Source organism: Pedobacter sp. BAL39, assembly GCF_000170795.1.
Taxonomy (GTDB): Bacteria; Bacteroidota; Bacteroidia; order Sphingobacteriales; family Sphingobacteriaceae; genus Pedobacter.
Genome location: NZ_ABCM01000006.1, coordinates 264633 through 289494 on the forward strand (window position 1 = coordinate 264633; position 24862 = coordinate 289494).

Annotated in this window: 14 protein-coding genes; all 14 read right to left on the minus strand. The window is 46.1% G+C overall.

Going from position 1 to position 24862, the window contains the following annotated elements:
- Positions 1 to 30 precede the first annotated feature (30 nt).
- Positions 31 to 531: a hypothetical protein gene (locus PBAL39_RS10590; protein ID WP_008241148.1), complete on the minus strand. Its 501-nt coding sequence runs from the start codon at positions 529 to 531 to the stop codon at positions 31 to 33.
- Between the two features lie 281 nt (positions 532 to 812).
- On the minus strand, positions 813 to 1466 hold the full coding sequence (locus PBAL39_RS10595) for a hypothetical protein (RefSeq protein WP_008241150.1): 654 nt from the start codon (positions 1464 to 1466) through the stop codon (positions 813 to 815).
- Between the two features lie 161 nt (positions 1467 to 1627).
- Positions 1628 to 2776, minus strand: a complete 1149-nt coding sequence (locus PBAL39_RS10600; protein ID WP_008241157.1) for a prolipoprotein diacylglyceryl transferase family protein — start codon at positions 2774 to 2776, stop codon at positions 1628 to 1630.
- Positions 2777 to 2920: 144 nt separating this feature from the next.
- Entirely contained in the window at positions 2921 to 5959 is a 3039-nt protein-coding gene (locus PBAL39_RS10605) for a TonB-dependent receptor (RefSeq protein WP_008241161.1), read from the minus strand.
- 32 nt (positions 5960 to 5991) lie between these two features.
- Positions 5992 to 7677 (minus strand): RagB/SusD family nutrient uptake outer membrane protein, encoded by a 1686-nt coding sequence (locus tag PBAL39_RS10610; RefSeq protein WP_039866393.1) that lies wholly within the window; start codon positions 7675 to 7677, stop codon positions 5992 to 5994.
- Positions 7678 to 7693: 16 nt separating this feature from the next.
- Complete coding sequence (locus PBAL39_RS10615; RefSeq protein WP_008241164.1) at positions 7694 to 10750, minus strand: SusC/RagA family TonB-linked outer membrane protein; 3057 nt, start codon at positions 10748 to 10750, stop codon at positions 7694 to 7696.
- Between the two features lie 96 nt (positions 10751 to 10846).
- Positions 10847 to 11848, minus strand: coding sequence for a DUF4961 domain-containing protein (locus PBAL39_RS10620; RefSeq protein WP_008241166.1), 1002 nt, complete (start codon positions 11846 to 11848; stop codon positions 10847 to 10849).
- Between the two features lie 3 nt (positions 11849 to 11851).
- Positions 11852 to 12289 carry a DUF5004 domain-containing protein gene (locus tag PBAL39_RS10625; RefSeq protein WP_008241168.1) on the minus strand — a complete coding sequence of 146 codons (438 nt, stop codon included), beginning with the start codon at positions 12287 to 12289 and terminating at the stop codon, positions 11852 to 11854.
- 17 nt (positions 12290 to 12306) lie between these two features.
- Positions 12307 to 14037 carry a RagB/SusD family nutrient uptake outer membrane protein gene (locus tag PBAL39_RS10630; protein WP_157273985.1) on the minus strand — a complete coding sequence of 577 codons (1731 nt, stop codon included), beginning with the start codon at positions 14035 to 14037 and terminating at the stop codon, positions 12307 to 12309.
- A gap of 543 nt (positions 14038 to 14580) precedes the next feature.
- Complete coding sequence (locus PBAL39_RS10635; protein ID WP_008241189.1) at positions 14581 to 16896, minus strand: GH92 family glycosyl hydrolase; 2316 nt, start codon at positions 16894 to 16896, stop codon at positions 14581 to 14583.
- On the minus strand, positions 16893 to 18275 hold the full coding sequence (locus PBAL39_RS10640; protein WP_039866439.1) for an SGNH/GDSL hydrolase family protein: 1383 nt from the start codon (positions 18273 to 18275) through the stop codon (positions 16893 to 16895). The genes PBAL39_RS10635 and PBAL39_RS10640 overlap by 4 nt, the downstream gene beginning before the upstream one ends.
- 5 nt (positions 18276 to 18280) lie before the next feature.
- Positions 18281 to 20920 carry a glycoside hydrolase family 38 C-terminal domain-containing protein gene (locus PBAL39_RS10645; RefSeq protein ID WP_008241194.1) on the minus strand — a complete coding sequence of 880 codons (2640 nt, stop codon included), beginning with the start codon at positions 20918 to 20920 and terminating at the stop codon, positions 18281 to 18283.
- Positions 20921 to 21050: 130 nt separating this feature from the next.
- Positions 21051 to 22529 (minus strand): sialate O-acetylesterase, encoded by a 1479-nt coding sequence (locus PBAL39_RS10650; RefSeq protein ID WP_008241195.1) that lies wholly within the window; start codon positions 22527 to 22529, stop codon positions 21051 to 21053.
- A gap of 31 nt (positions 22530 to 22560) precedes the next feature.
- Positions 22561 to 24837, minus strand: a complete 2277-nt coding sequence (locus tag PBAL39_RS10655) for a GH92 family glycosyl hydrolase (protein WP_083801733.1) — start codon at positions 24835 to 24837, stop codon at positions 22561 to 22563.
- Positions 24838 to 24862 lie beyond the last annotated feature (25 nt).

The following is a 24862-nucleotide window of genomic DNA, read 5'->3' on the forward strand; positions in this document are numbered from 1 at the left end:
CAGCTTCTGCAGCTGTGCCCTTAACGAACCTTATTTTAGAGATAAGGTGTCGGACAGCTGCAGAGGCTTTTTCACGTGATAGTAGAAAAAGGTATTCCGCATGATTTTATTGGGATGCTCCTCGATACGTTCAAATGAGTACTGCGCCAGCAGTTCATCACTATGTTTTTCTAAAGCACCATACTCACTGTCGCGGGCAACCCGGTACAAATCCTTACTGTAATCCGTCAGAAAGCTGGTTTCATAGAAAAAAATATGGAGTGTACCGGGCACTCTACTGTGCTGTCCAAGGTATCTCTTTTGTACAAACTTGTTTAGTTTGGCCAGCAGCTGCTTTTCGGTTGATGCTCCCGGCACCACTTCATAGTATTGAAGCACGTGATCCATATTAAAATAATTTGTATCCAACCCCTTCCCGCTTAAAAACTTTTCATTTAATTCTTTATCAATGGGTAAAATCTCTACCCTGCTCGTTTCTTTACAACTGGAAAGTACAAACAGGCAGGCAAATACTAATATTTGTTGATACATTCAGTCCTATTATCAAATGAGTAATCAATGGTTAACTTAATTTCTGCGAATCAAGAGCAGTAATTTGTGGTCAGGAGTAAGCGCTCCTGATTCAGGTTACCCTTATCAATTTAGAGGCCACAATAGCTAATTATACTTCCTCTAATACCGCCATTTTTTTATTATTGTGGCATTAACAATATCAGTGACCACTTCTTCGGTCCAGTTTTCTATCTCATCATCACCAATATTTTCAAAAGGGATGATAACGTCTTCTTTATTATATATTTCTATCATCATTTTTACCTCCATGCATAAATGAGCTTCACCGTTGGATAGTTACCCCTGAAATCGGTACTAACGTCATCCTTAAGCCGGTAGTTGGCCACATAATATTGTGTTCTCAATTTGATAAAGCTATTGTTCGAGACAAAGTACCTAAAACTAAGTCCAGGGCTAAAGTACAAACCCGACCTTCCAACATGAACATCCTTATTTGGGTTGTGATAAGTCATCATCCCATAACCAAGGCCCGCACCTGCCTCAATAGAGAACTTTTCCTTACTGAAAATTTCATGGTCGAAATCCAGGCCAATCTGTCCACCGGCAAATTTATTCTTTTTCAATAGCTCATCATTGTACTTGATATATAAAGTATCTTTTGTGCCTTCATTGATAATGAAATCAAATGTAAGACTGATGGACGACTTCTCACTTTTCAGTTCCATGATTAATCCAGGCAGAACGGGGTGGCCCATTACGCGATTCTTCCCGTCCGGAAACCATAAACCTGCACTCGGGCCAAAATAAAACCCATCCTTTTTGAAAACGCCTTCTTTAGTATTTTTCTCCTGGATTGCTGCTGATGTCTTGTTGTCCTGTTCCTGAGCCTTTAAAAAGGATGGCCGACAAACAGCCAGAAATAAGACGATGATGATCGTGCCTGCGTTTTTCATAATAGGTGTGTTAGATATACTAAGCTAAAGGTTTACCTGAACCGGGAATACCAGCATGATTATTCGTGCATAGGTAGCCGCTATTTGCCAGCAGCATCTTATTAAATGCCAATCAAATGAAAACCTGGATAAGAAAACACCAACGCCAATTTTAGGGGGTATCACCATGGCGCACGCTTTCTATGTACGACCGTATACCCACCAATAAGCAGACCCAGCAGTATAAACAATAGGCTGACCATCTGTGCCTGCGACAAGTGCATCCCGAAAACCTCATACCTGTAATTCAGCCTGATTTCTTCGATTAACAGACGTTCCAGTCCGATCACCAATAAATAAATGGAGAACATCAATCCTGGCAGCCGGATCCTGTTCCTATTGATCCAAATGATAAAAAAAGCAGTCAGGATGAGCACAGATTCGTAAAAAGAAGTAGGGAAAACGCCATGTGGCAAGATGGTACAATAGTTTCCCGCGCAACCGCTAATGTAGCTTCCTTCATTTAATACATTATAAGGAAAACGGAAAGACCACATCCAGTCGGGCAGCCATAGAAAAGGTTTTTCGGTATTATTTACAATACCCCAGTCACCATCGCCGGAAAGTTGACATGCAATGCGTCCAACCCCATACGCCACCATCATTCCCGGAGAACCAATATCCGCCAGGTCGATCAGCCTCATACCAGATTTATGGCCGATATAAAGATAGGTCATTGCCCCGAATGTCAATCCGCCTAAAAATGTAAGTCCGCTGTATTGGAGGTAGTGGGCAAACGAATATGAACTATACAGCTGAACGTTCTCCAGGAAGTTGAAAACTTTGGCGCCAAGAAAGCCCCATACTGCGGTCCAGATCATCAGTTTCGGCATCAGTTGGTAAGGATGGACGACAATCGTTGTCTTGCGGTTATTTTCCAGCATTTCCTGCTTTCTGTACCAATAAATCAGGTAGCTAAAAAGCAAACAGATCAGCGTTCCGGCCAGCCAACTTCCCTGCAGGGAGAAAATGTACTTTAAAGGAGATTGCCAAAATAAATCAAGGTCAAAACAAGCGCCAATAACCTTAAATCCGAGCAGGAAGCCAAGAAGGCCATATTCTGCATAATCAGCGGCAGTGGCTCCATTGTTAAAAAATGGTTGCTCAAAGGTCGCTATTACCCCTACCCGTTCCTTGCGTTTAAACTCGCTGTAGAAAGTAAAGTAAGATAAAACGAATGCGAGCACCACGAAAACGCCAAATGTTGGGATAGGCAGATTGATGGGGACACCAAACAGATATTCAAGCAAATAAGAGATGGTAGGAAACATAGTTATCTGTTGAATTTACTGAATTCCGTAATGGAAAAACAACATTGTGCGCAGAAAAAAGACAGCTGCCCAAAAAAGAAACTTCTCTTTGGACAGCTGTGATGATGATGATCAGGTAAATGAAAAGCTGACCACCTGTAATGTTTAAAAACCGATCTGCAGTCCCAGGTTGACTACCCTTTGATTCTGGTAGGCATCGCCGGCAGTATTTGAGCTGACCTCAGGATCCTGCTGATACATGGAATAGTTGGTCCAGGTCAGCAGGTTGTAACCGCTCAGATAGATCCTGGCATTGTTCACCTTGAAAGGCAGCATTTTATCCGGTATCTGATAGCCAAGCTCCACAGTCTTTAACCTCAGGTATGTCGCATCAATCAACCAGAAATCGGACATATAAGCTGCAGGGCTGTTGATCGTGGTTGGATTGGTCGACAGGCGAGGAAACTTTGCTGCAGTAGGATTTTCCGGCGTCCATCGTTGCTGGTGGATCGGCTGAAACTGACTTTGAAAAGGCTCAATACCATTTCCATATACGCTGAAACTATAAGCTGTTGTACCTTGAAACAACACACTGAAGGTAAACCCTTTAAAGCCCCCACCCAGGGTTAAACCGAAACTGGTATTGGGTACATTGGGTCTTCCAATGGCGGTCATGTCGTATTGATCGATCACACCGTCTTCATTTAAATCCTTGTAACGCAGGTCTCCCGGCATAATTTCAGCACCCGTGTTTGGCTTTGCACTGGTCGGAATGTTCTCTTCAGTATAAAAACCGTCAAAGCGATATCCGAAAGGCTGATCGATCTGATGTCCGGTTTGTGCCAGCCATGGATATGCCGGGGAAGGTTCATCTTTAAACAAGACCTTGTTTTTGAAATAGGTCAATACCCCTTTGATGTTGTAGTTAAACGCGCCGATGTTATTGTTATAACCCAATTCCAGCTCAAAACCTTTATTACTTACCGTGGCAATATTTGTTGGAGAGACCCCAACCCCGATATTGATAGGTAAAGATTGTGAGGTGATCAACTGATCATAACGTCTGGTATTGAAATAATCGGCAGCCAGTGTGAGCTTATTTTTGAATAGGTTGAGGTCTAAGCCGACATCAAAGGTACGCGCTTTCTCCCAGCCTACATTGCTGTTCCCAAGAGGGCCTTCCGTAATGCTGTTGACATCTTTGCTTACTTCGCCGAATGAATAACCCGGCCCGTTGTTGTAGACCTGCTGAAACAAGTACCTGTCGCCAGGCACCTTATCAGAACCTACAAGCCCCAGAGAGGCCCTGATTTTAAATAGATCGGCAAAAGGGACAATGTCATTAAAGAAACTTTCTTTGGCAAGGTTATAACCTACAGAAACTGCAGGGAAGGAACCATAGCGTTTATCAGCCTGAAAACGGTCAGATCCATTGTAGGCCAGTGTAGCATCGATCAGAAACTTTTCTTTATAGTCATAACCAGCCCTCATTGTAAAGCCCTGGAAGTTCGCCGGGATCCAGTTCACCTTTCTGTCTCCGCGGGTTTTATAGGATTCCCTATTGTAAAGTACCAGGCCGTTGACCGTATGATCACCGAACTTTTTGGTATAGCTAAAATTGGCTACCACATTCACGCGGCTATCATACAAACCCTGATAAGCAAAAAGCGTATAATTTCCAAGGGCATAAATCGGACCGTTCAGGGTATAGGAATCTGTATTTGGATCGTAAAGGTAGGAAGGTGGATTTTCCCTAGATTGCTCCCTGACATTAGATTCCACGCTCGCGTAGGCCACACGTCCAGTAAAAGACAGCCCTTCGGTAATGGCCTTCAGGTCCTGCGTACCACCAAAGAGGATGTTCAGGTCATTACGCCTGTCCAGGCTATAACCTGCGGTTGCCAGACGTGCATTGATGGTCGGCAGCAGGTCACGGGTATCGCTGGCATAAGCGTAGGAACCATTTGGATTTAAGAATGGCGCAGAATAAGGATGGATTTTGGAGAAGTCGAATACCTCGCCAACGATGTTACCTGCCTTTGGAGAATTGATTTTTCCGAAATTAGCCCTCAGGTCCAGGCGGATTTTTAAGGTTTTGGTCGCATCAACATCCAGGTTTGAACGCAAATTAAACCTCCTGTAGTAATAATTATTATCTACCTGATTTCCCTCATTCTCAAAATTGTAAAGGTTTCCATTTTGTGTAAATGCCCCTCCGGAGATGAAATATTTGACCGATTCACTTCCGCCAGAGATGTCCACATTGCTATTGTACTGCATGCTGTTGGTTTTGAAGATGCGGTCGTACCAATTTACATCAGGATGACCATAAGGATCATCGCCCACCCTGAAGTGCTCAATATCTGCCCCAGTAAACTGAGCGGTAAGTCCGTCGTTAGCCCTTGCTTCATTAACCAGCAGTGCTGTTTCGTAGGCATTCAGAAACTTGAGCTTGGTGACCGGGCTTTGCATACCTGATTCCACCCTGGCATTGACCCTTGGCGCGCCAGTAGCACCCCTACGCGTCTTGACGACCAATACTCCATTAGCCCCTTTAATCCCATATACTGCTGTGGTGGAGGCGTCCTTTAAAATAGAGATGCTTTCAATCTCGTTCACGTTGATCTGGGAAAGCTGCCCGTAAGTATACTCAATGTCATCCACAATGATCAGGGGTTGATTCCCGTCAGGGTTCAGTGAGCTTACCCCACGGATGAAGAAATCGGAGGCATCCCTTCCCGGCTGGCCGGAACGTTGTACCGAGACCAGTCCCGGTAAACGTCCGGCGAGTGCATTCTGCACACTGGACGTAGGTATATTACGGATCTCAGCTCCTTTTACGGTACTTACAGCACCGGTATTCGTGATCCGTTTGGTCGTTCCAAAACCAACCACCATCACCTCGTTGAGGTCCTGGTTGCTGGGAAGGAGGAAAACTTCGATCTGCTCGCCGCCCCTTACTTTCTTTTCCTGTGCCACGTAACCTGTACTGGTAAACAACAGGACGTTGCTCCCCTTCAGGGTGATGGTAAACTTACCTTCATTATTGGTGATGGCCAGGTTCTTTGATCCTTTCTCCGTCACCGTCACCGCCGGCAGTGGGCCACCTGAATCCTTAACAATACCAGTCACGACCGACTGGGCCTGGGCAATTGCAGGGAATGTTGAGAAAATCAATAAAATGATATATAAACTTTTTTTCATGTCTTTGAATTGAATCTTGTGAATACCCTTAATTACCAGCCTGGATTTTGAACCATATTCCTATTTTTTATGACTTCAGAAAACGGGATCGGGGCCAGGTACATTCTTTTTTCAAAGTTCATCTGGAGGACTGGTGTCTGCTGATAGATGGTACCCGTTCCGGTTTGATAAATGACCATCCCATTCACTTGTCTGTCGAACAGCGTCTCCGCGAGTTTCCATCGTCTGACATCATAAAACCGATGTTCTTCAAAAGCAAGTTCTTTACGTCGCTCATTCTGAATGATTTCGCGCATCTGCACCTTGGTCAGGCCCGCAGCAAGCTGGTAAGGATTCAATCCGGCTCTTTGACGGATGGCCTCGACATACTGATACACCGATCCATCGGGAGCAGAAAGAAACTCATTTCTGGCTTCCGCATAGTTCAGCAGTACCTCTGCATAGCGGAACAGAACAAAGTCATGGTTCACATTGTCATACCTCATCAGGTTTTCGAAGTTCCCCATAAACTTACGGGCATAATAACCTGTTCTCGTTTGCTGTTTGGTACCTCCTGGCTTGTCGGCCCCACCCTCAAAGGTTTGTACCGGTCTGCCCAGCCACTGCGCACCATTGAAAAATATCGTTGCATAAAAGCGGGGGTCACGGTTAGCATAGGGGTCATTTTGCTGATATCCGGAGGCAGGATCATCGATAGGAAGGCCATTGGCCATACCAAAGGCATTGACCAGCTCCTGAGTAGGACTGGTTCGACCGTTGTTGATGGATACACTATAACCCACAGGGCCATTGTTTCCCTCCACATTGGTATTGTTCCCGCCTTGTCTGCTGAAAATACGTTCCCTGTTGGCCTGGGTAATGAATACCCCTTTAAAGTCGCTCAACAGCTCAAATTGACCAAGGTTGATCAGTTCTTCTGCAGCCTGAGCAGCCTTTTCCCAGCGCTGTGCCGAAAAGCTGACATAACCGGTAAGGGGATTTGCAGGATCAATGTTCGACTCATTATATAGAGGACTAGCGGCATACAGCAGCACCCTTGATTTCAGTGCGAGCGCGGCACCTTTAGTTGGTCTCTCTATGAAGTTAAGGTCAAATGGATTGGTACGCAGTTTATCTTTGATGGCATCACATTCAGTTACGATGTAATCAATACATGCTTCAAAGGTACTGCGCTTAAGCTCGACATTGTCATTCAGCTGGAAGACCTGATCACCCAGCAAAGGTACCCCGCCATGGCGTTTCACCAGTTCAAAATAATACAGCGCACGTAAGAAGCGCGCCTCCGATTTCCATACTTCCCTGAAGGTAACGCCATTGGGCAGTTTTCCTTTCAGCGGAACATTGTCGATGTTGTTGACAAAAATATTCACCTGACGGATGCCTGCGTACCAGTTGCCCCATTGGTTATCGAGGTAATTGTCTGAGGTATAAGTACCCATTGCCAGCTGTTGTACAGAGGTGTTGCCCGTATTAGAAGAAATGGCATCATCTGTAGCCGCATCCAGGTAATCATCGCCCACCCTATTATAGGTACGAGGAAGACGCGCATAGATGTCGATCAGAAAACGCTCCGCGTTGACTCCCGCAGAATCCTTGCTGTTGAACACCTGATCCAGCGTCTGCTGCTCAATCGGCTCTGTTTCCAGATCGCTCTTGCAGGAGAAGAGGGCGCTGATCAGCATGACCATTACAAAACATTTTAAATATATCCTTTTCATATCGTCTATCTTATATTTATAATTTGATGTTCACACCGAAATTCAGCACTTTCTGAATCGGGTACGAGTTATCACCATAAATTTCCGGATCCAGTCTGTCGTACGGGGTACTGGTGAAGAGGTTCTGTGCATTGGCAAATAACCTCAGCCCGGCCACTTTTATGCGGTTGGTAACACTGAATGGCAACGTGTAGCCTACATCAATGTTCCTGATCCTGAAGTACTCTCCGGAATGGGTCCAGAAACTCGAGTTGTTGAGATAAGGCGTGTTGTTCGCATTGAATCCCACGGTAAGCCTTGGATAGGTTGCTGTTGTTGCAGTTTCAGGTGTCCATCGACCTAAGAGGTACTCATAGCCCTGACGGTCACCGCCGCTGCCGAAAGCATAATCCGTTTGCTGGTAGGTCCTGTTTTTAACCCCCTGAAGCAGCACACTGCAATCAAACCCCTTGACACTGAACCCTAAAGTCGCACCATAGTAAATGATGGGTTTCGTATTGCCCAATGCCGTCTGATCAAACAGGTTGATGATGCCATCACCGTTCAGGTCCACGAGTTTAACATCCCCGGGGAACACCTGCGTGCCACCAAGTCGCGGCGCACTGTCGGCCTCCGCTTGCGTCTGTATCAGGCCATTTGCCAGGTAACCGAACACCTGTCCTACCGGCATTCCGGTACGGTTGTTCCAGGAGTACCGTTGCTGAACCTCGTTCATGTACAGCACCTCTGTTTTCATTCGGGACGCATTGGCGGTAATAAAATAATTGAAATTGTGGATTTTGTTCTGATAGGTAACGCTCAGCTCCTGTCCGCTGTACAGGTTCTCCCCGATGTTCTCATTAGGATAAGACATCCCGATCAGTTCGATAGTGGAGCCCCGTTGCTGCAGGAGGTCAAAATATTTATCCCGGTAAACATCCGCTACGACCTTGATGTGTGAATCAAAGAGCGCCAGGTCCAGGCCGACGTTCAGTTTATTCGCTTTCTCCCATGTGGCATCGACGTTGGCCAGGCCACGTTCAACGATACCGCTTTTAAAGGAATACTGATACCCCAGGTCGTAACCATTGTTTCCATCCTGGCCAAAGGAAGCCCTCCAGCTGTAATAGCCAAGTGCACCTTCATTGGTATTTCCCGTTCTGCCATAGGTGGCACGCAATTTCAATTGATTGACCCAATTCAGGTTGTCTTTGATGAAGGCCTCACTGGCAATGTCCCAGCCCAGACCCGCAGCGTAAAATAAGCCAAATCTGTTTCCTGCCTGAAAGCGGTTAAAGCCGGAATAGTTGACTGCCGCTTCAGCGAAATATCTGTTTTCATAATTGTAACTTCCTGTCGCTGCCATATTGGTGTACTTGGCGGGCAGATCGAACTGGAAGTTGGAGATCTGCTGATCTACAAATAACTTTCCGCTGATGTGGTGACTGTCCCCTATACTGGTATCGTAACCCAGCATTCCCTGTGCATAAAAGGAATTTGTCGTGGAAGTCGCTGCGAATGAGTTGGGCTGATCAGAGATGACGCCATATCTCGTATAAACCACATTGCCTAAGGTATTGTAAGACACATCATATACCGGCTGCTTCCTGCTTCTGTCGATGAGGCTGGAAGAGGTGGCTGACACGTTCATCTTTCCTTTCAGGTACAACCCCGGCAGCCACTGGTCGAACTTATACTTCATGTCCAGGTTAGCCATCAGGTCGCGGGTATTGTCCAGCAGATACCCTGATCCGGTAACCTGTTGGTAAAGGTTGGTGTTGTACACAGAAGAACCTCCATAAGTGCCATCGTCATTGAGTACGGGATAAGAATTGTTAGGCGTAGAATATAGCGCAGCCAATATATTCCCCGTTCCTGCGCCCGGCTGGCGACCATCCTGGATGCGGCCAAAAAGCTGCAGACCGATATTGAAGTTATCGGTGACATCGACATCAATAGAACTATTGATCAGGTACCTATCGAGGGAAAGGTTGTTATCGCCGGCATCGGCCATCTTAAACATTCCCTGCTGGTTCATATAACTCAGTCCTAATGAGTAACGTGCGGTTTTACCACCACCATTGATGCCCAGATTGTATTTGGTGATGGGCGCATCATCCTTCAGCACCTGATCATACCAGTTGACGTTGGGGTACAACAAGGGCGATTCGCCGGAGCGGAAGGCATTAAAGTCGCTTTCGGAGAATGCCGGAGATCTCCCTACGTTTTGCAATGCCTCATTATAGAGGTAAGCATACTGATAGGCATCTAAGGGTTTAGGTTGTTTTAAAGCTTTTTGTATTCCCGTTTGGGCGGTGAAGGAAATCCTTGGTGGACCTGCGATACCCCTTCTGGTGGTGACCTGTAATACTCCCCTGGAGCTCTTCTGCCCCAGCAGCAATGAGGATAACGCATCTTTCAATACCGAAATGGATTCAATATCTTCCGGGTCCAGGGAATAGATATCCCGTTGTATGCCGTCGATGATCGTGACGGGCTGCTGTCCCCTGAGGTTATAATTGATTTCCGCATTGTCGCTGAAGTTGGAGCTGTACTTGACGGCATCACTGGGAAGTGAGCCTGCCAGATCATTCATGGTGATTGGCTGGGTGCGGGCTGTTCTGAACCCACTGGATTCCTGCGTATAAAAACCAGGCAACCTTCCTGTAAGCGAATTCAAGTAGAGTGATGTAGGTGTGGTTTTTATCTGGTTGTTATTGAGTGAAGAAACAGCACCCAGAATTTCCTTTGATGTTTTCTTATCATACAAGACAGCGGTAGATTCGTTTGCAGCAAGGTAATCTACAACAAGCCTGACCAGCTCGTCTTTTGTGGGTCTGATGGTTTTCTGATAGTATCCCGGCTGGCTGATGGTGATGCGGTTATCGTTCTGCGCCAACGACACACTCACAGCGCCGTTTACATCAGTCGTACCGAGCAGTTTTTTTGTGGATGAATATACAGGCACGCCTGTCAGGGCTTTCCCATATTCATCAACAATGGTGAGCTTACGGACATTGGGAGACGCTGCATTGGGATCAGACGTTGTCTGTTGCCCATGTACTGCAAAGATGCTGGAAAGGAGTAGTAACATCCCCAAACTGCATTTTTTTATATAGCAATTTACCATAATTAAATACGATTTGTTATTCTTTGTTTAGGTTTAAGAAATTGATTTACAAGCATCTGATTAATTGCAGCTGAAGGTAAATCTAAAGGGATCGGCGGTATTGCCATACCCTACCCTTTTGGTTCCCGTGACGTCTGTATAATAATATTCTATCCTGCTAATGGCCACTTCCGGTGCGATGTTAAAGAGCCCTCTCGGCCAGGCATCTATGCGGTATTTTTTTCCACCCAGAGCATTCAGCTTATTTTTTGCCGTGCGCTCGCATGACTCCGCAATTACGGCGTTCATGGCATCGTAAGCTGTGGCGCACAGGTAAATGTCGTCGGTATCACTCAGACTGGTATTGGTCACCCCACTGTCGAATGTAAAAGTAACAATGTCATTGTCCAGGCTCTTTACAGGTTCAATCTTGCTCAGCTGCGGGTTGATAAAATCGATGAGCTCACCGGTGCCATTTGTAACCTCAAACTGGTTAGAAAAGGCAAACTTGGTGTAGTCGGTATCATCAGGTCTCAGGTTTTCTCTGGACGATCCGATGTAAAAGCCCAGTTTAACGAGCATATTCTCTGGTCCGAGCTTACAGCTGACCTTCACATCGAAGTTGATGTCTTCATTGTTGACAAAGGTGTATACTTTGGTGCTCCTGTAGATGAGCCACTCAAAGTCATCCACTAAATTTGGTCCGATTCCGAATCTCTTCTTTGCGGCTGCCGACCAGTTTTGCCCGGACACAGGCTCAATCTCCGAGTCAGGAATGAGGGTCATGGTTTCATCGCCTTTCGGGCTGGTGAAGCTCACTACAGCCTGCTGTTTGGCATTCCAGCTTTTCGGCACCATGATACCAACCAGCAACCTGGTGGCATAGGTTGGATTGGCCTGGTTGTTATCAATTCTGGACATGGTGGAGCCATGCAGCAGGAAAGTGGAAACCTCATTGGCATTTCCCGAAGCAGCCATTTCTATGCTGAAAGGATTGAGGCCGCATTGCGTAAGAAAGATGACTACTGCTACCCCGATCAGCAGATAGAGGTATCTCGCGTTTTTGATAAATCTTTTCATCATTCCTTAGTTTTCTTTTACAAAATTGTATTGATAAATATTTCCTGTGCAGCCAGGGCTGATGGTCAGGCTCAGCTGTCTTTTACCCTCTATGATCGGATACTGAAAGCTGATTTTTTCAGCGTCCTTACCTGTGGGTGTGAGGATCAGGCTGTACGGATACTGAGGATCGTTCAGATTGTAGGTCCCAGGATCACTCACCGCGAAAGCGAGTTTATCCTCCAGGGTATAGGTGCCGTCACTTTTAAAAATCACCTTGAATTTACTCAGGTCGATCCGCTGAGTCAGTGACTCGCCGTTTCTGGTCAGGGAAACTACCTTCCAGGTTCCTGAAATGTCTTTTACCGTTTCGTCGGTGATGGTATCTGCAATTTCGCTTTTACATGATGCGATAGTCAGCACAGCAAAGAGCAGATAAAAAATGATGTATTTTTTCCTTTTCATGATTTCGGTTGATAAGGTTAATAACCAGGATTTTGTAAGAGCTTAGTCGATTTGGCTACTTCCGATTGAGGCAGTGGCCAGAGGTACATTTTGTCGCTGAAGTTATGCTTTCTGACGTCTATGGTATTGTAGGTTGTGCCTGTTGCCGTTTTTACAGGCTCCGTACCATGCATCAGACGGTTGTCAGTCTGGGCGGCAATCTTCCACCTGCGGACATCGAAAAAGCGGTGTCCCTCAAAGGCAAGCTCTTTCTGTCGCTCGTTTCTGATGACTTCCCGCATCTGTACCTGTGTTAAACCTGCAGGCAGCTGGTAAGGTAACAGACCAGCCCTTTCCCTGATTTTTTCCACAGCATCATATACCTGCTGATCTGGCCCGCCGATATACTCATTTCTGGCTTCGGCGAAATTCAACAGGATTTCTGCGTATCTGATGATTGGAAAACAGCGCGGAGTGGACACGTTAAACCAATTGGCCACCACATCCCTGTTCAGCATCTTAAAGGTATAGTAGCCGGTAGGTGTCCCTTTATAAATGGCATCCTGTCCGGAAGTAACATTGTTCGGATTGGTTCTATCGATGTAAATATTGACCGGAATTCTGACGAGCTCGGGTGTATGGTAAACCAAAGACTGATCACGGGTAAACGTATTAAGAAAACGTGGGTCCCTGTTGGCATAAGGTTGCTGTGCGTTATAACCCGATGCAGGATCATCAATAGGCAAACCATTGCGCATGCCAAAGGCATTTACGGTTTCCAGGTAAGGAAAGGCGCCTGGATCTGTCACGCCATGTGTAGGCGGATTCCAGATGCCCTCCAGATCTTTATTCGCTCCCCTCATCTTCGCCAGGATGAGTTCTGAGCTTTTGCGAAGCTGGAACATCCAGTAAAAACCATATCCAGGCTCAGTATTGTTGTCCAGATATAAGGCATATCGTCCGCTGCTGATCACCTCTAAAGCAGCATCCTGTGCCTTTTTCCAGCGCTCGTTGTCGAAAGCAGGATAGGAAACAATGGATTTCAGCGGTTCGCCGGCAGCAATGCTGCCGCCGTTGAACAAAGGACTAGCCGCGTAAAGGAGCACCCTGGACTTGAGCCCTAAACATGCCGCTTTATTGATGCGGCCGTACTCTTCACCGACATGTACCCAGGGAAGATCCGTGGCCGCAGCATCAGATTCACTGACAATATAATCTACACATTGCTGGTAGGTACTCCGCTCAGAAGGGATCTCATCAGTGGCATTATACACCTTATCGCCCATGAGCACGATCCCGCCATAGTGCTCCAGTAACATAAAGTAATAATAGGCGCGTAAAAACCGGGCTTCGGCTTTGATCCTGGTTTTGGTATAATCGGCAAGCCTCGTGTTGGGCAGGTTTCCCAACAAAATATTGACCCTGCGGATATTGGTGTAAGAGATGCTCCACACGTCATTGGTGATGATGCTCGGGTTCACCGTACCTGTAGCAAACTGGATATAGGTATTGATGGCACCGGAAGCGGCACCTTCCGCTTCATCAGTAGAAGCATCCAGGCCTCCCCTGCCAAATCTCTTCGGCCAGGTACTGAAACCAATATCAACATAGATGCCCGAAAGAAAATCTACCGTATAGGTACTGTCGGCAAAAACTGCCTTTTCATCAAGATCTGTGGATTGTGTTTGGTCTAAAAAACTCTCCTTCTGACAAGAGTACAGACAAGCGCACAATGATGCACTAATTAAAAGAAAACTACTTTTTTTCATTTGACATTTAAGTTTAATCCTGCTCAAAAACACAGGCATAGCGTTCCCCATAACCAAAGGTGATTCGCTTTGAATTTCAAAAGAGCTTAAATCTGACCGCGCTGATTCATGCTGCGGCAGCAATAGATATTGCCTGAATAAAAAAGGTTAAGCTGAATTTAGCTGCACGCAATGGCGACTTGAAGATTCGATTTTTTGCTGATTCCAGTACCCCGGAAAATGGGCATAGGAATGACAAGGCCGTAGCCTGACAAGGAGTAGATTTGTTTTCATTATACAGTTAATATTTGGTTTATGTCAATTAAGACATCTAAAACAATTTAGCGATTTAATTCTTTTATTTACAATATTTTACAAAATAAATATTGATGCAAAAAAAGCCTTAAAAAAGCCATTCAAAGGGTATTTTGCTCAATGTCGATTTTAAAATGAAAAATCTTCATTCTGCATAGGTTTGACCGCATCAGGAAAAAGGATTTTTTTCCAGGATCCGGTATTAAATTTGATCACCTGACAGCCGGTTGCCTGCTGTCAGGTGAGTTTTTAGTTCGGGCTGATTCCCCATTTCTCATTGGGTTGCGGCCCCATCTCCAGCTTCAGCAGACCTCCGTTCATGATGTCCGAGTAATCTATCCAGCACTTGTCGTAGGCCTTGCCGTTCAATGTTGCACTTTGTATATAGACGTTCTGATCAGAATTATTGCTGGCCTCAATGGTAAATTTATTTTTCTGATCCGCATTTAAGACCACTTTAGCAAACACCGGACTGGTCAGCTCATAGCGGGTAGATCCCGGAGCGATGGGATGAATCCCACTGGCAGCCAGTACATACCAGGCAGACATCTGCCCAACATCTTCATTTCCAACAAGCCCTTCTACCGTGTTGAGATAGGCCCTCTTGCAAATTTCCCTCGTCCATTTCTGTGTCAGCCATGGTGCCCCAACCCTGTTGAAAAGGAAAGGAACATGGTGCACCGGTTCATTGGCGTGGTTGTAATAGGCATTCCACATCATATTCTGCGGTGCTTTCTCAAAAAAGTTAATGAGGTCAGCCCTGACTTTACCTTCACCGCCCATCAGCGCAACCATTCCAGGAACATCCTGAGGCACAAACCATCCCTGCTGGTAAGGGTTGCTTTCCATAGTGCCATACCATTCCTTTAAACGACCTTCTTCAGGCCAGGCTTCCCAGTTGCCATTTTTATCTTTAGGCCTGAACCATCCTTTTTCTTTGTCGAAAATATGCTGATAAGCTTTTGACTTCAGGTTATATTTCTCAGCATCTGCGGTCTTACCCAATCCCTTTGCCATCTGTGCCACACACCAATCGAAGTAAGCGTACTCTAAAGTATTTGAAATACCCAGAGATTCGGAGTAATAACCCTGCGGGCCATTACCAAATTTTTCAACGCTATTTACCGACAACTGGTAGGCCTTATTGACATCAAAGCCTTTTAGTCCTTTCACATAAGCATCAGCAATTACGGACACTGCCGGGTTGCCGATCATACAACCACTGTAAGCATTCAGAAATTCCCAGCGCTCCAGGTAATTTTTGTCTTTTTCCTCTGCAAGCGTCACCAATGAATTGATCATATCGGTAACCAGCGTGGGATTAATGATGGTCTGCAGGGGCATTTGGCTCCTGAACACATCCCATCCGCTGAAAATTGTGCGCTTGGTGAAGTCTTTGGACTGATGCGGCTTGTCGTCCCCCCCAATATAATTGCCATCCACATCTTCAAACATTCTCGGGTCAATCTGTGTATGGTACAGCGCGGTATAGAAAATTTTCTTTTGATCCTCAGTGCCACCTTCTATTTCAATTTTTGAGAGCGACTGATCCCATAATGCTGCGGCTTTTTGCTGTACCGTGTTAAAATCCCAGTTTGTGATTTCGGCACCGAGGTTTTGTTTAGCGCCATCCATGCTGACGAAAGAAATCCCTGCTTTCAGCAATACTTCTTCATTTGCAGCAGTCTCAAACTCACTGAAAAAACCAAGGTGTTTACCTTGTTTTTCTTTAACTCCTTTCAGCACTTCGGCATCAGCAATCCATTTCTGATAAGCATCACCGGTCACTTCTTCTCTCTTTCTGACGGCACCATCAGGAATTGCGGCCGACCAGACACCATAGTTTTTTAAAGGCTTGCTGAATTCTGCGTAGAAGTAGACCGTATAATTTGCCTTTCCATCGCCATTCCCCCAGCCACCACCATCTGGCGTACATTTCATCCAGCCACTGATGCTGTGATCGTCCATCACTTTCACATACTGCTCCACGGAAGTACCTCCTACCCTTCTGGCAAGGTCAATCTGAATCCTTGACTGTTTATTTTCCGGAAAAGTAAAACGCAGCATTCCACTATGGGGCGCTGCAGTGGCCTCAGCTTTGATTTGATGGTCTGTGAGGAGCACGGAATAATATCCTGCAGTGGCCTTTTCAGATTTCTTGTCATAGCCGGAACGGTAGCCTTGTACCTTTTGATCCAGGCTCCCTGAGTTTGTTTTCATCGGTCCTGCGGAAGGCATCACCAGGAAGTTCCCTAAGTCACCGAACCACCCTACGCCGCTCATTTGCGTAAAGGCAAAACCCTCAATGCTCGTATGCTCGTTGCTATATCCCGAGCCATTATCACCACCAGTGATGGTGTTGGGACTGACCTGAACCATCCCATAAGGCGTGGTTGCTCCGGGGAAGGTTTTCCCTAAACCATGATACACACCGGCATCGCCAACACTTGTGCTGGCACCGATAAAAGGATTCACGTACCCGGAAAGCTCCAGGCGTTTATTAGTCTGACAAGCCATCAGCAGCGACAAAGACATCAGGCTGATGAAGATGGAGTTCTTTCTCATTTTACGGCTACAATTTCTATAAGGTGTGAAGTAGGTTTGTTGATCTGATAAATCCGGTCGCTAAGTTGCTGGATGTTCCGTTCCCACATTTCCCTTACCTCAGGGAAACGTGCAGTTTGGTAGGTTCCCATTTTACTGCGGACGAAAACATCCGTGCGGGCTTTGGCCAATACTTTCTCCAATGCCTGCTGGGAGTCGTTGTACAGGAGGTTTTCTCCTTTGAAAAAATTAAACTGCAACCAGTAATAATCTCTAAGCTTCTTCTCCAGTTCCGCCCTGAGGTCGTTGAGGTACATGACCGATAACGATTGCTGGTATTGCGGTGTATTGCTTAACAAGGCCATATTGATCCCATTACTTAGGCTGTCGGCACTAAAGGTGCTGATCTTCGTTCCATCGATCATCAATTGGTAATCTCCTTTTTTAAGGTTTTTCACTTGTAGAGTTTCCTGGTTAAAGTTTTTGATAAACGGATACACGGCAAGTGCATCAGATTGCTTTTGAGGATTGTCCCACTGCGCATTTACAGAATCTATGGGAAAAGGGAGTGCATTTGCCAGGTAGTCAAAGACCACTGCTGCACTGGCTTTTTTATGAAGGTTTACCTTCGCATTTTCGGCTTCAGCAGTTCCAGCTTTGGCATTGATTAGAATACGGGCAACAGGTTTTCCTGCAAGTCCCTGATTTTCCAGAAAGAAAGCAGACATCACCAAATGCCCTGCCCTTCCCGGATGGATGCGGTCCGGTCCTGTGAGCGTATATTCAGGTTTCGATTTTTGCTCACGGATATTAATTTCAGTCATGGGCCGCAGCAGATCGACAAAAGCCCAGCCGTTGGTCTTTGCAGCCGTCTGCTGGAAGGTGGCAATCTGCTCCATCAGTTTACTTTTGCCTTTGAAATAGTTGTCTTTATTTTTCATGGTTTCATCATAAGGTGATGACGACATGATCACGGGTTTAATTCCCGGGTTTTCGAGGAGTTTTTTTTGCAGCAGAGCGAAGCTCTGAAAAGATTTTTCCAGACGCTGCTTAGCAGTTTCATCCGCATCAGCAGCGCTGAACTCAAAATAACCGCTGTCGTTCATCCCGAAAGTCAGCACCACTACACTTGGCTTTTTCGCCAGTACATCTTCCTCGAAGCGGTTGTTGATCTGTCCGGCAACATCCCCCCCGATACCCGCATTAAAAACAGTAATCCGCTGATCAGGGAAATGGGTCATGTAATAAAGCCAGATGTTAGACTCATAAAAACCCGCTTCAGTGATGCTGTTCCCTGCAAACACTACCCTGTCGCCGGATTTAAAAACTGCAGGCGATTGTGCTTGGGTTTCAGAACCAGCTGAAAGGGCCAGGATAAGGCCCATTATTATTTTCTTCATGAACATTATTTTTTCTTTTTATAGGTTTCTTTAATTGGGGTTAGCTTTAGTGTAGTAAAGCCAAAAGGTCTTAAACTGATTTGTATGTTCCTGGAGTTACCTGTTTTAACCATGCCCACATTACTTCCAGAGGCAGCGTTACTTCCGCGTACAGCGCCGGAAGCCTGAATATTTCCGGGATTCAGTTCGGTATCATCCAGGTTGACGAAACTGGTGTGTTCGGTATCAAAATTCAGTGTCAGTTCTCCTTTTGTAACACCTTTTGACGCATTAAACACCCGTACATAGACATCAGCCCCTTTCAGCGTACAGGAGCTGAGCTCCAGTTCCCCTTTGTTGACAGAGATTAACGACTGATTAAATTTAAGTGGTTTTGCGCTGGTTATCAACACTTCCAAAGGCGCTTTTATTTTCTCATTTTCCATGCTAACCTTTCCTTGTTGCCAGGTGCCCATATGAGGGAACATACTATAATTCATTCTTGTAGCATTCCGGATGGTATAATTTCTGCCCCACAATCCCTTTCCTGAATACTGTGTGGTGAGGCCTAGGGGGAAATCTGCGCCATGTGCGTAACTGGTGGTATGATCAGCAAAAACGGCCATTCCATACAAATCATCTTCACTTACTACATCCACCCAGTTCAATAAAATATTATTTTTAATGCTGTCCCAGGTACTGAAAAATGTATTTTCCAGGCGGCTTTCGGTCACGTCAAAAGGAGCATCTTTAGCTATTTTCTGTTTTTCTAAAGCCAGCGGAAATAAGGTAAGCAACTTATATTGATCATTGTAAAAAGCTTTATGCAGAGACCTTTCCTGGTAGTCCTTTTCTTCAAACTCGCCGATGCCCTCGTTATGTTGCCAATCGATCTCCAGGTGACAATTGATCCTTGCTGCTCCCTGGTACATGCTGATGACCTGGGATACCGGGTGTCCCGCAATACTGGTTTGTATTTCAATACTGATGAGGTAGGGTCCCTGCTCCAGGACAGTGATATTGGCAGAAGTATCAGCACTCGACAAGAACCCTCCTTTATTGTAGAAATTACCCCTCAGCTCGTTGAACTTTCGCTCCGAGCCTTGATCTACAAACTCTTTACCTTCCAAGCCTTTTGCGATTAAGCTGCTGAGTGTTCCGCCCTTTGCCTTATCAATATGAATCCGGTAGTTGTCCGTTTCCATGATACAATCGCCATTAACCTCGAAAGCAATTGATGCACTTTTATCTACTTTTGTTGCTTTATCTTTTCTGCCCCCATTACCCTTTTCTACCTTAAAAACAGCATACCCCATTGCCGGTACCCGGGCATGAAACAGAATAGATTTACCATCTTTCAGCAATTGAAAGGGCAGTTCACGGCCAGTGTCGTCCGTTAACATGAACTGATCATTCGCGGAAAATTCATCGGGCAGTGTTGTTGTTAATAGTTCCCTGCGAGTGCTACCCAAGGTATTGTAGACCTTCAGGTACACCACTCTGTTAGACCGCTGCCGGGTGGCCGAGCTGTTCTTAATACTATCGGCAATAAAACAGGTACGTTCTGTCCAGACAACGACTTTATCCGCCCAGGTATCCCCTTTTTTTCCATTGTACGGTACGATCCAGCAGTCGTGGTGTTGCGCCAGCATGAGGTTGCGCCATGCTTCGTCAATTGCCGCGGAGGGGTAACTGATGTGGGCATCCAGCTGATCTATTGCGGCAATTTTTTCAGCCTGAACGAGTTTATTTTCAGCAATCCTGACCTGTTGTGCCAGCTGTTGCAGCACCTGCGAGCCCCAGACCAGGCTGGTCAGGATGTCTTCCTGACCTACTTTCCAGTCGGCCGCCTTCTGGCCTTTTGTGATATTTTCAAAGTAGTTTTTCCATGTGGTGTAAACTGTAGGCTGATAAAAATCCTTTTTCAGCCAGGGGCCAAAATACCAGCCCGCATCCTGGAGGCACATGCCTACCGGATTCTTAATCCCATCGTTTAAAGCTGCTGTAACATATTCTTTGCTATTCGTGCTGGCCATGGTTTCCCAGGTAGAACCCGGCTTCAGCGCTTCCACAGCGTAACGTGGACTGGTCAGTATTGCAGTTCCGTCCGGTCCAATCCAGTTGACCAGCTCCTGGCCATACGCACGGGTATAGCCACCCCAGCAGGTATTTGGGTTTTTTAGCGAGGCATACTGATAGCCAAATGATTTTAAGATCTGGGGTAAGGCACTTGTAAAACAAGGCTCTTCGGAAGAATAGGTTTTAAAGTTCAGTGCAGGAAAGTGGTTCCTTAAATGCTTCATCCCATAATCAAGCTGGCGGATGATGCTCTCGCCGGAGATATTGAACATGTAGGGCTGGCCATAGGCCGGGTTTACATACTCCACACGACTGTTCGCCGATTGATCTTTGAGGAGTTCCTGCATGGCCTGATAGCCCTTCGAATCATTTTTCTTTGCAAGATCCCAGGTCTCCGGCTCGATCTCCAGGTTGATGTGCCACCTGGGATGCTTGTTCAATTGTTCCACGATAAAGCTGGTATAACCATCTGGGTAATGCCCCCAGATGCCTCCATGGTATCCATCAACAAAATAGGCTTGCTGAGCATAGATCAATCCCGGAAACAGCAAAAACAGCGCAACCAGTGCGACCCTTTTCATGTTCATTACGATGCAGTTATATTTGGTAAAACAAATAAACATATTTAAAACGTTTTAGTCAGATGCGTATCAAAAAAGACAACTATTGTATCAAATTACACATGTCCATGATATTGTTTGATGATGTTCAGTGACGTTACCATTTTTCCTCTGGCCAGTCGTCGGTTCGAAATGGCAAAACAGGGAAGCCTTCTTTATTCTGTAGGTTGGTGACCGGATAATTGAAAAAGGCATACCTTATCGCCTGCGGTTTTTTTACCTTTTTATTGCGGATGATCACCTGATTACCTGAGATCATGGCCTCAGCAGGATAAAAGATATGATCCGCTCCGGCGATATAAAAGAAGCGGGGAATTTCCATATCCCGCGTATTTAGTCCGGAGCCCAGCGACTCTGGCAGGAAACTGACGCTGGCACCATACTTACTAAATACAACATCCTGCACATGCGGTCCCTGATAAACCACAGACAGCTGACCATAGGTTCGGTTCAAAGCTACCGCTGCCAGCCGTTCGCCGACCGGTTTTTTATTCTTTGGGTGGAGGTCTTTCTTATCTCCAACATCCATCGTGGATACCATGAAGGTATTGTTGAGTTGTCCAACCCGCTCCTGCGCCTCCCGGAAAAAAGCATCAGTACCGAACTTAGGGTCTTCCTTTTCGTGAAAATAAGGTGCGATCTGCACATAATAAAAGGGTAACTCCCCTTGTTTAAAACGCTCACGCCAGGTTTTAACCAAGGTCTGGGTAGCGAGTGTATAACTTTCCCTCTCCAGATGATTGGCCTCCCCCTGATACCAGCAGAATCCTTTGATAGACAAATTGGTCAGGGGGTTGATCATTGCATTGTACAACAGGAAGGGACGTACTACCTTTTCAAATGAAAAACCCCCATCCACCTTTTCTTTTGATTTCGGGTCACTAAGGTACGGCTGAAGGTAAGTCTGATCCAGCAGCGCATCACCGGACAGCACTTCCCGTGGAAGATAAGCCTGCACACTGGATGCACCAATTCCGGAAAAGATGAGCCCAATCGGTATATGCAATTCCTCATAGAGCTTACGTCCGAAGCAATAGCCCACAGCACTAAATCCTGCAACAGAAGATGATGAACATTGCTGCCATTTCCCGGAAAAACCATCAATCGGATCGGCACTGAAGTTGAGGCCGACACTCAGCAAACGGATATTGGGTTGATCAGCATCCTGGATTACTGCCTCCGCTCCGGTCATTTCCTTCACTGCGAACTGCATATTGGATTGGCCACTACACAACCATAAATCGCCGATGAGCAGGTCGTTTAATATCAGTTGTTCATCTTTGGCCTGGATACTAATGCGATGAGCGCTAAAATCTCCCTTTTTCGCAGCCGGCACCTCAATGATACCCATAAAAGCTCCGTTTTGACCTGCAATCACGGTGATCGGGCTGTCCATCCAGTCGGACTTTATGCTAAGCCTCTCGCCCGGATCTGCAGTTCCCCAGACTTTAAACGACTTGTTTTGCTGAAGAACCATTTTGCTCTGTAGCGCATCTGCTACTTTAAGCGTTGCCTGTCCCTGCTCAGAGAGCAGCAGGCCCGGAAGCAACATCAGTAAGTATTTTGATATTTTCATTTGATGGTGTTGAGATATTTGAAATGACAACCTATTGAATTGAACTTAATGAAAATGGGCGGGATGACGCTGCTGTGCCCCTGCTCGTATTGGGTGCGTCAGACATTTCCAATTCCAGCAATCCACCTTCCGTCAGGTCTGCGTAGCGGATATAGTTCAAGTCGTAAGTGTTGCCGTTGAGTCTTGCCGAATTGATGTAAACATTTTGGGAGCTGTTGCCATTCGCTTTAATCACAAAGGCTTTCCCATTATCGAGGCGGATGGTGGCTTTTGTAAACACCGGACTTCCGATCACATACTGGTCGGTACCCGGGCAGACACTATAGATACCAAGCGCACTCAATACATACCAGGATGACATTTGCCCCTGATCTTCATCACCGGGATAACCTTTTTCCGTTGCATTATACAGCTGGGAGGTCACCATCCTCACCTGCTTTTGAGTTTTCCAGGGCTGTCCGCTAAAGGTATACAGGTAAGGAACATGTTGTGTTGGCTGGTTTCCATGTGCATACTGACCCATTTTTGCGAGCAGCATCTCTTTCATCTCATGGATTTCCTGTTTATAAGAACCATACTTAATGTCCTGTGCCATGGTAAAAAAAGAATCCAGCTTTGCGTTGAAGCGATCTTCACCACCAATCAGTTCGATCAGGCCTTTTACATCATGAAAAACGGACCAGCTGTATTGCCAGGCGTTACCTTCCGTGAAAGCACCTCCCCATTCTACTGGATCGAAATCCGGCACCCAGTCGCCATTTGCCAGACGGCCGCGCATGAAATTGACATCAGGATCAAAAACATTCTTATAGTTATACATCTGTTTTGCAAAGATCCCCTCATAAAACTTGTTGCCGGTAGCTTTCGCCAGCTGCCAGGCACAAAAATCATCATAAGCATACTCCAGCGTTTTCGCAGTACTTTCATGCACCTCTCCCAAGGGCACATACCCTTTGGTAAAATAGTCTTTCCAACCATCCCTGCCATTAGAACCACCCCAGAACCCTCTGTTTGTCGCTTCATGATAGTAGGCATTTAAGGCGCTGTCAGAATTGAAGGTACGTATTCCCTTCATCCAGGCATCACTCAATAGCGAGATGGCGTGGTTTCCGATCATGACGCCAGACATTCCCGGGTTGGACCAGGTAGGAAAAAAGCCAGACTGCTGCTGCGCAGTGAGCAGCGATTCCATATACCGGCCCTGCATCTCCGGATGGAGGATGTTGCTCAATGGAAACTGTGCCCTGAAGGTATCCCAGAAACCGTTGTCGGTATACATATAACCTTCGTGAACTTTACCATCGTAGGGGCTATAGTAATATGGTTTACCGGCCCCGTCCAGGTCGTAGAATTTCCTGGAGAACAGGTTTGCCCTGAACAGGCAGGAATAAAAAGTAGCCTTTTCCGCCTCGGTACCCCCTTCTACCAACACCCTGTTCAATAACTTATTCCAGGTATTAAAAGCTGCCTTCCTGGTGTATTCAAAGTTTTTATTTTTTGCAAGCTCCTGATCGAAGTTGCGCTGTGCCTGCTCAGGGCTGATGTAAGAAGAAGCAGTCTTCACCTCCACCTGGACGCCAGGTTTGAATTCCAGGTAAGCACCTATTCCCTTTCCGTAATCAGTGGCATTTCCTTTTTTAATTTTTCCGTTTACATTTTCCCAGGTACCGAAAGCCCTGAATGGCTGACTGAACTCCAGTACAAAATAGCTCCTGAAGTTTTCCGGAACAAACCTGCCATTATTGACATAGCCGACGATCTTACGTTCTTTGGGCAGGATGGTCACTTCACAGTCTTTCAAAAAGCCATCCAGTACCAGGAATGCAGGCTGAGCTGCAGGAAAGCTAAATCTCATGTGTGCACCACGTTCCACGGGACTTACCTCAGCCTTTATGCCAACGTCGAACCGGACAGCAAAATGATTGGGCTTGGCGGTTTCCTGGTCGTGGCTAAACTTTAAAGCACGTTCCTCTTCATTGACCTTTAACGTGCCTATGGCTGGCATCAGCGAAAACACAGCGTAGTCATTCATCCAGGGGCTACATTGATGTACCTGCTGGAATCCCCGGATGGTATTTGCCTTGTACTGGTACTTCCATCCCTCGCCATTTTTATTTGTCTGGGGGGAGAAAAAGTGAACACCAAAAGGCAGTCCCACGGTGGGGTAAGTACTTCCGTACGACAAAGCCCATTCAGAATCCGTTCCCTGCAAGGTATTGACATATTTTACCAGATCTTTTTCCTGGGCGCCGACGTCGTTAAACGATAACAGGCAACAACCGATAAAAGCAAAAATTTTACACTTCATATTTTTAATCATAAGAGGTTTCCAA

What these genes read in the sequence shown, in the direction of transcription:
- PBAL39_RS10625 (WP_008241168.1), bottom strand. Translation starts at nt 12,289, where the DNA reads ATGAAAAGGAAAAAATACATCATTTTTTATCTGCTCTTTGCTGTGCTG.
- PBAL39_RS10645 (WP_008241194.1), bottom strand. Translation starts at nt 20,920, where the DNA reads ATGAACATGAAAAGGGTCGCACTGGTTGCGCTGTTTTTGCTGTTTCCG.
- PBAL39_RS10615 (WP_008241164.1), bottom strand. Translation starts at nt 10,750, where the DNA reads ATGTTACTACTCCTTTCCAGCATCTTTGCAGTACATGGGCAACAGACA.
- PBAL39_RS10610 (WP_039866393.1), bottom strand. Translation starts at nt 7,677, where the DNA reads ATGAAAAGGATATATTTAAAATGTTTTGTAATGGTCATGCTGATCAGC.
- PBAL39_RS10605 (WP_008241161.1), bottom strand. Translation starts at nt 5,959, where the DNA reads ATGAAAAAAAGTTTATATATCATTTTATTGATTTTCTCAACATTCCCT.
- PBAL39_RS10595 (WP_008241150.1), bottom strand. Translation starts at nt 1,466, where the DNA reads ATGAAAAACGCAGGCACGATCATCATCGTCTTATTTCTGGCTGTTTGT.
- PBAL39_RS10635 (WP_008241189.1), bottom strand. Translation starts at nt 16,896, where the DNA reads ATGAGAAAGAACTCCATCTTCATCAGCCTGATGTCTTTGTCGCTGCTG.
- PBAL39_RS10630 (WP_157273985.1), bottom strand. Translation starts at nt 14,037, where the DNA reads ATGAAAAAAAGTAGTTTTCTTTTAATTAGTGCATCATTGTGCGCTTGT.
- PBAL39_RS10655 (WP_083801733.1), bottom strand. Translation starts at nt 24,837, where the DNA reads ATGAAGTGTAAAATTTTTGCTTTTATCGGTTGTTGCCTGTTATCGTTT.
- PBAL39_RS10650 (WP_008241195.1), bottom strand. Translation starts at nt 22,529, where the DNA reads ATGAAAATATCAAAATACTTACTGATGTTGCTTCCGGGCCTGCTGCTC.
- PBAL39_RS10600 (WP_008241157.1), bottom strand. Translation starts at nt 2,776, where the DNA reads ATGTTTCCTACCATCTCTTATTTGCTTGAATATCTGTTTGGTGTCCCC.
- PBAL39_RS10640 (WP_039866439.1), bottom strand. Translation starts at nt 18,275, where the DNA reads ATGAAGAAAATAATAATGGGCCTTATCCTGGCCCTTTCAGCTGGTTCT.
- PBAL39_RS10620 (WP_008241166.1), bottom strand. Translation starts at nt 11,848, where the DNA reads ATGATGAAAAGATTTATCAAAAACGCGAGATACCTCTATCTGCTGATC.
- PBAL39_RS10590 (WP_008241148.1), bottom strand. Translation starts at nt 531, where the DNA reads ATGTATCAACAAATATTAGTATTTGCCTGCCTGTTTGTACTTTCCAGT.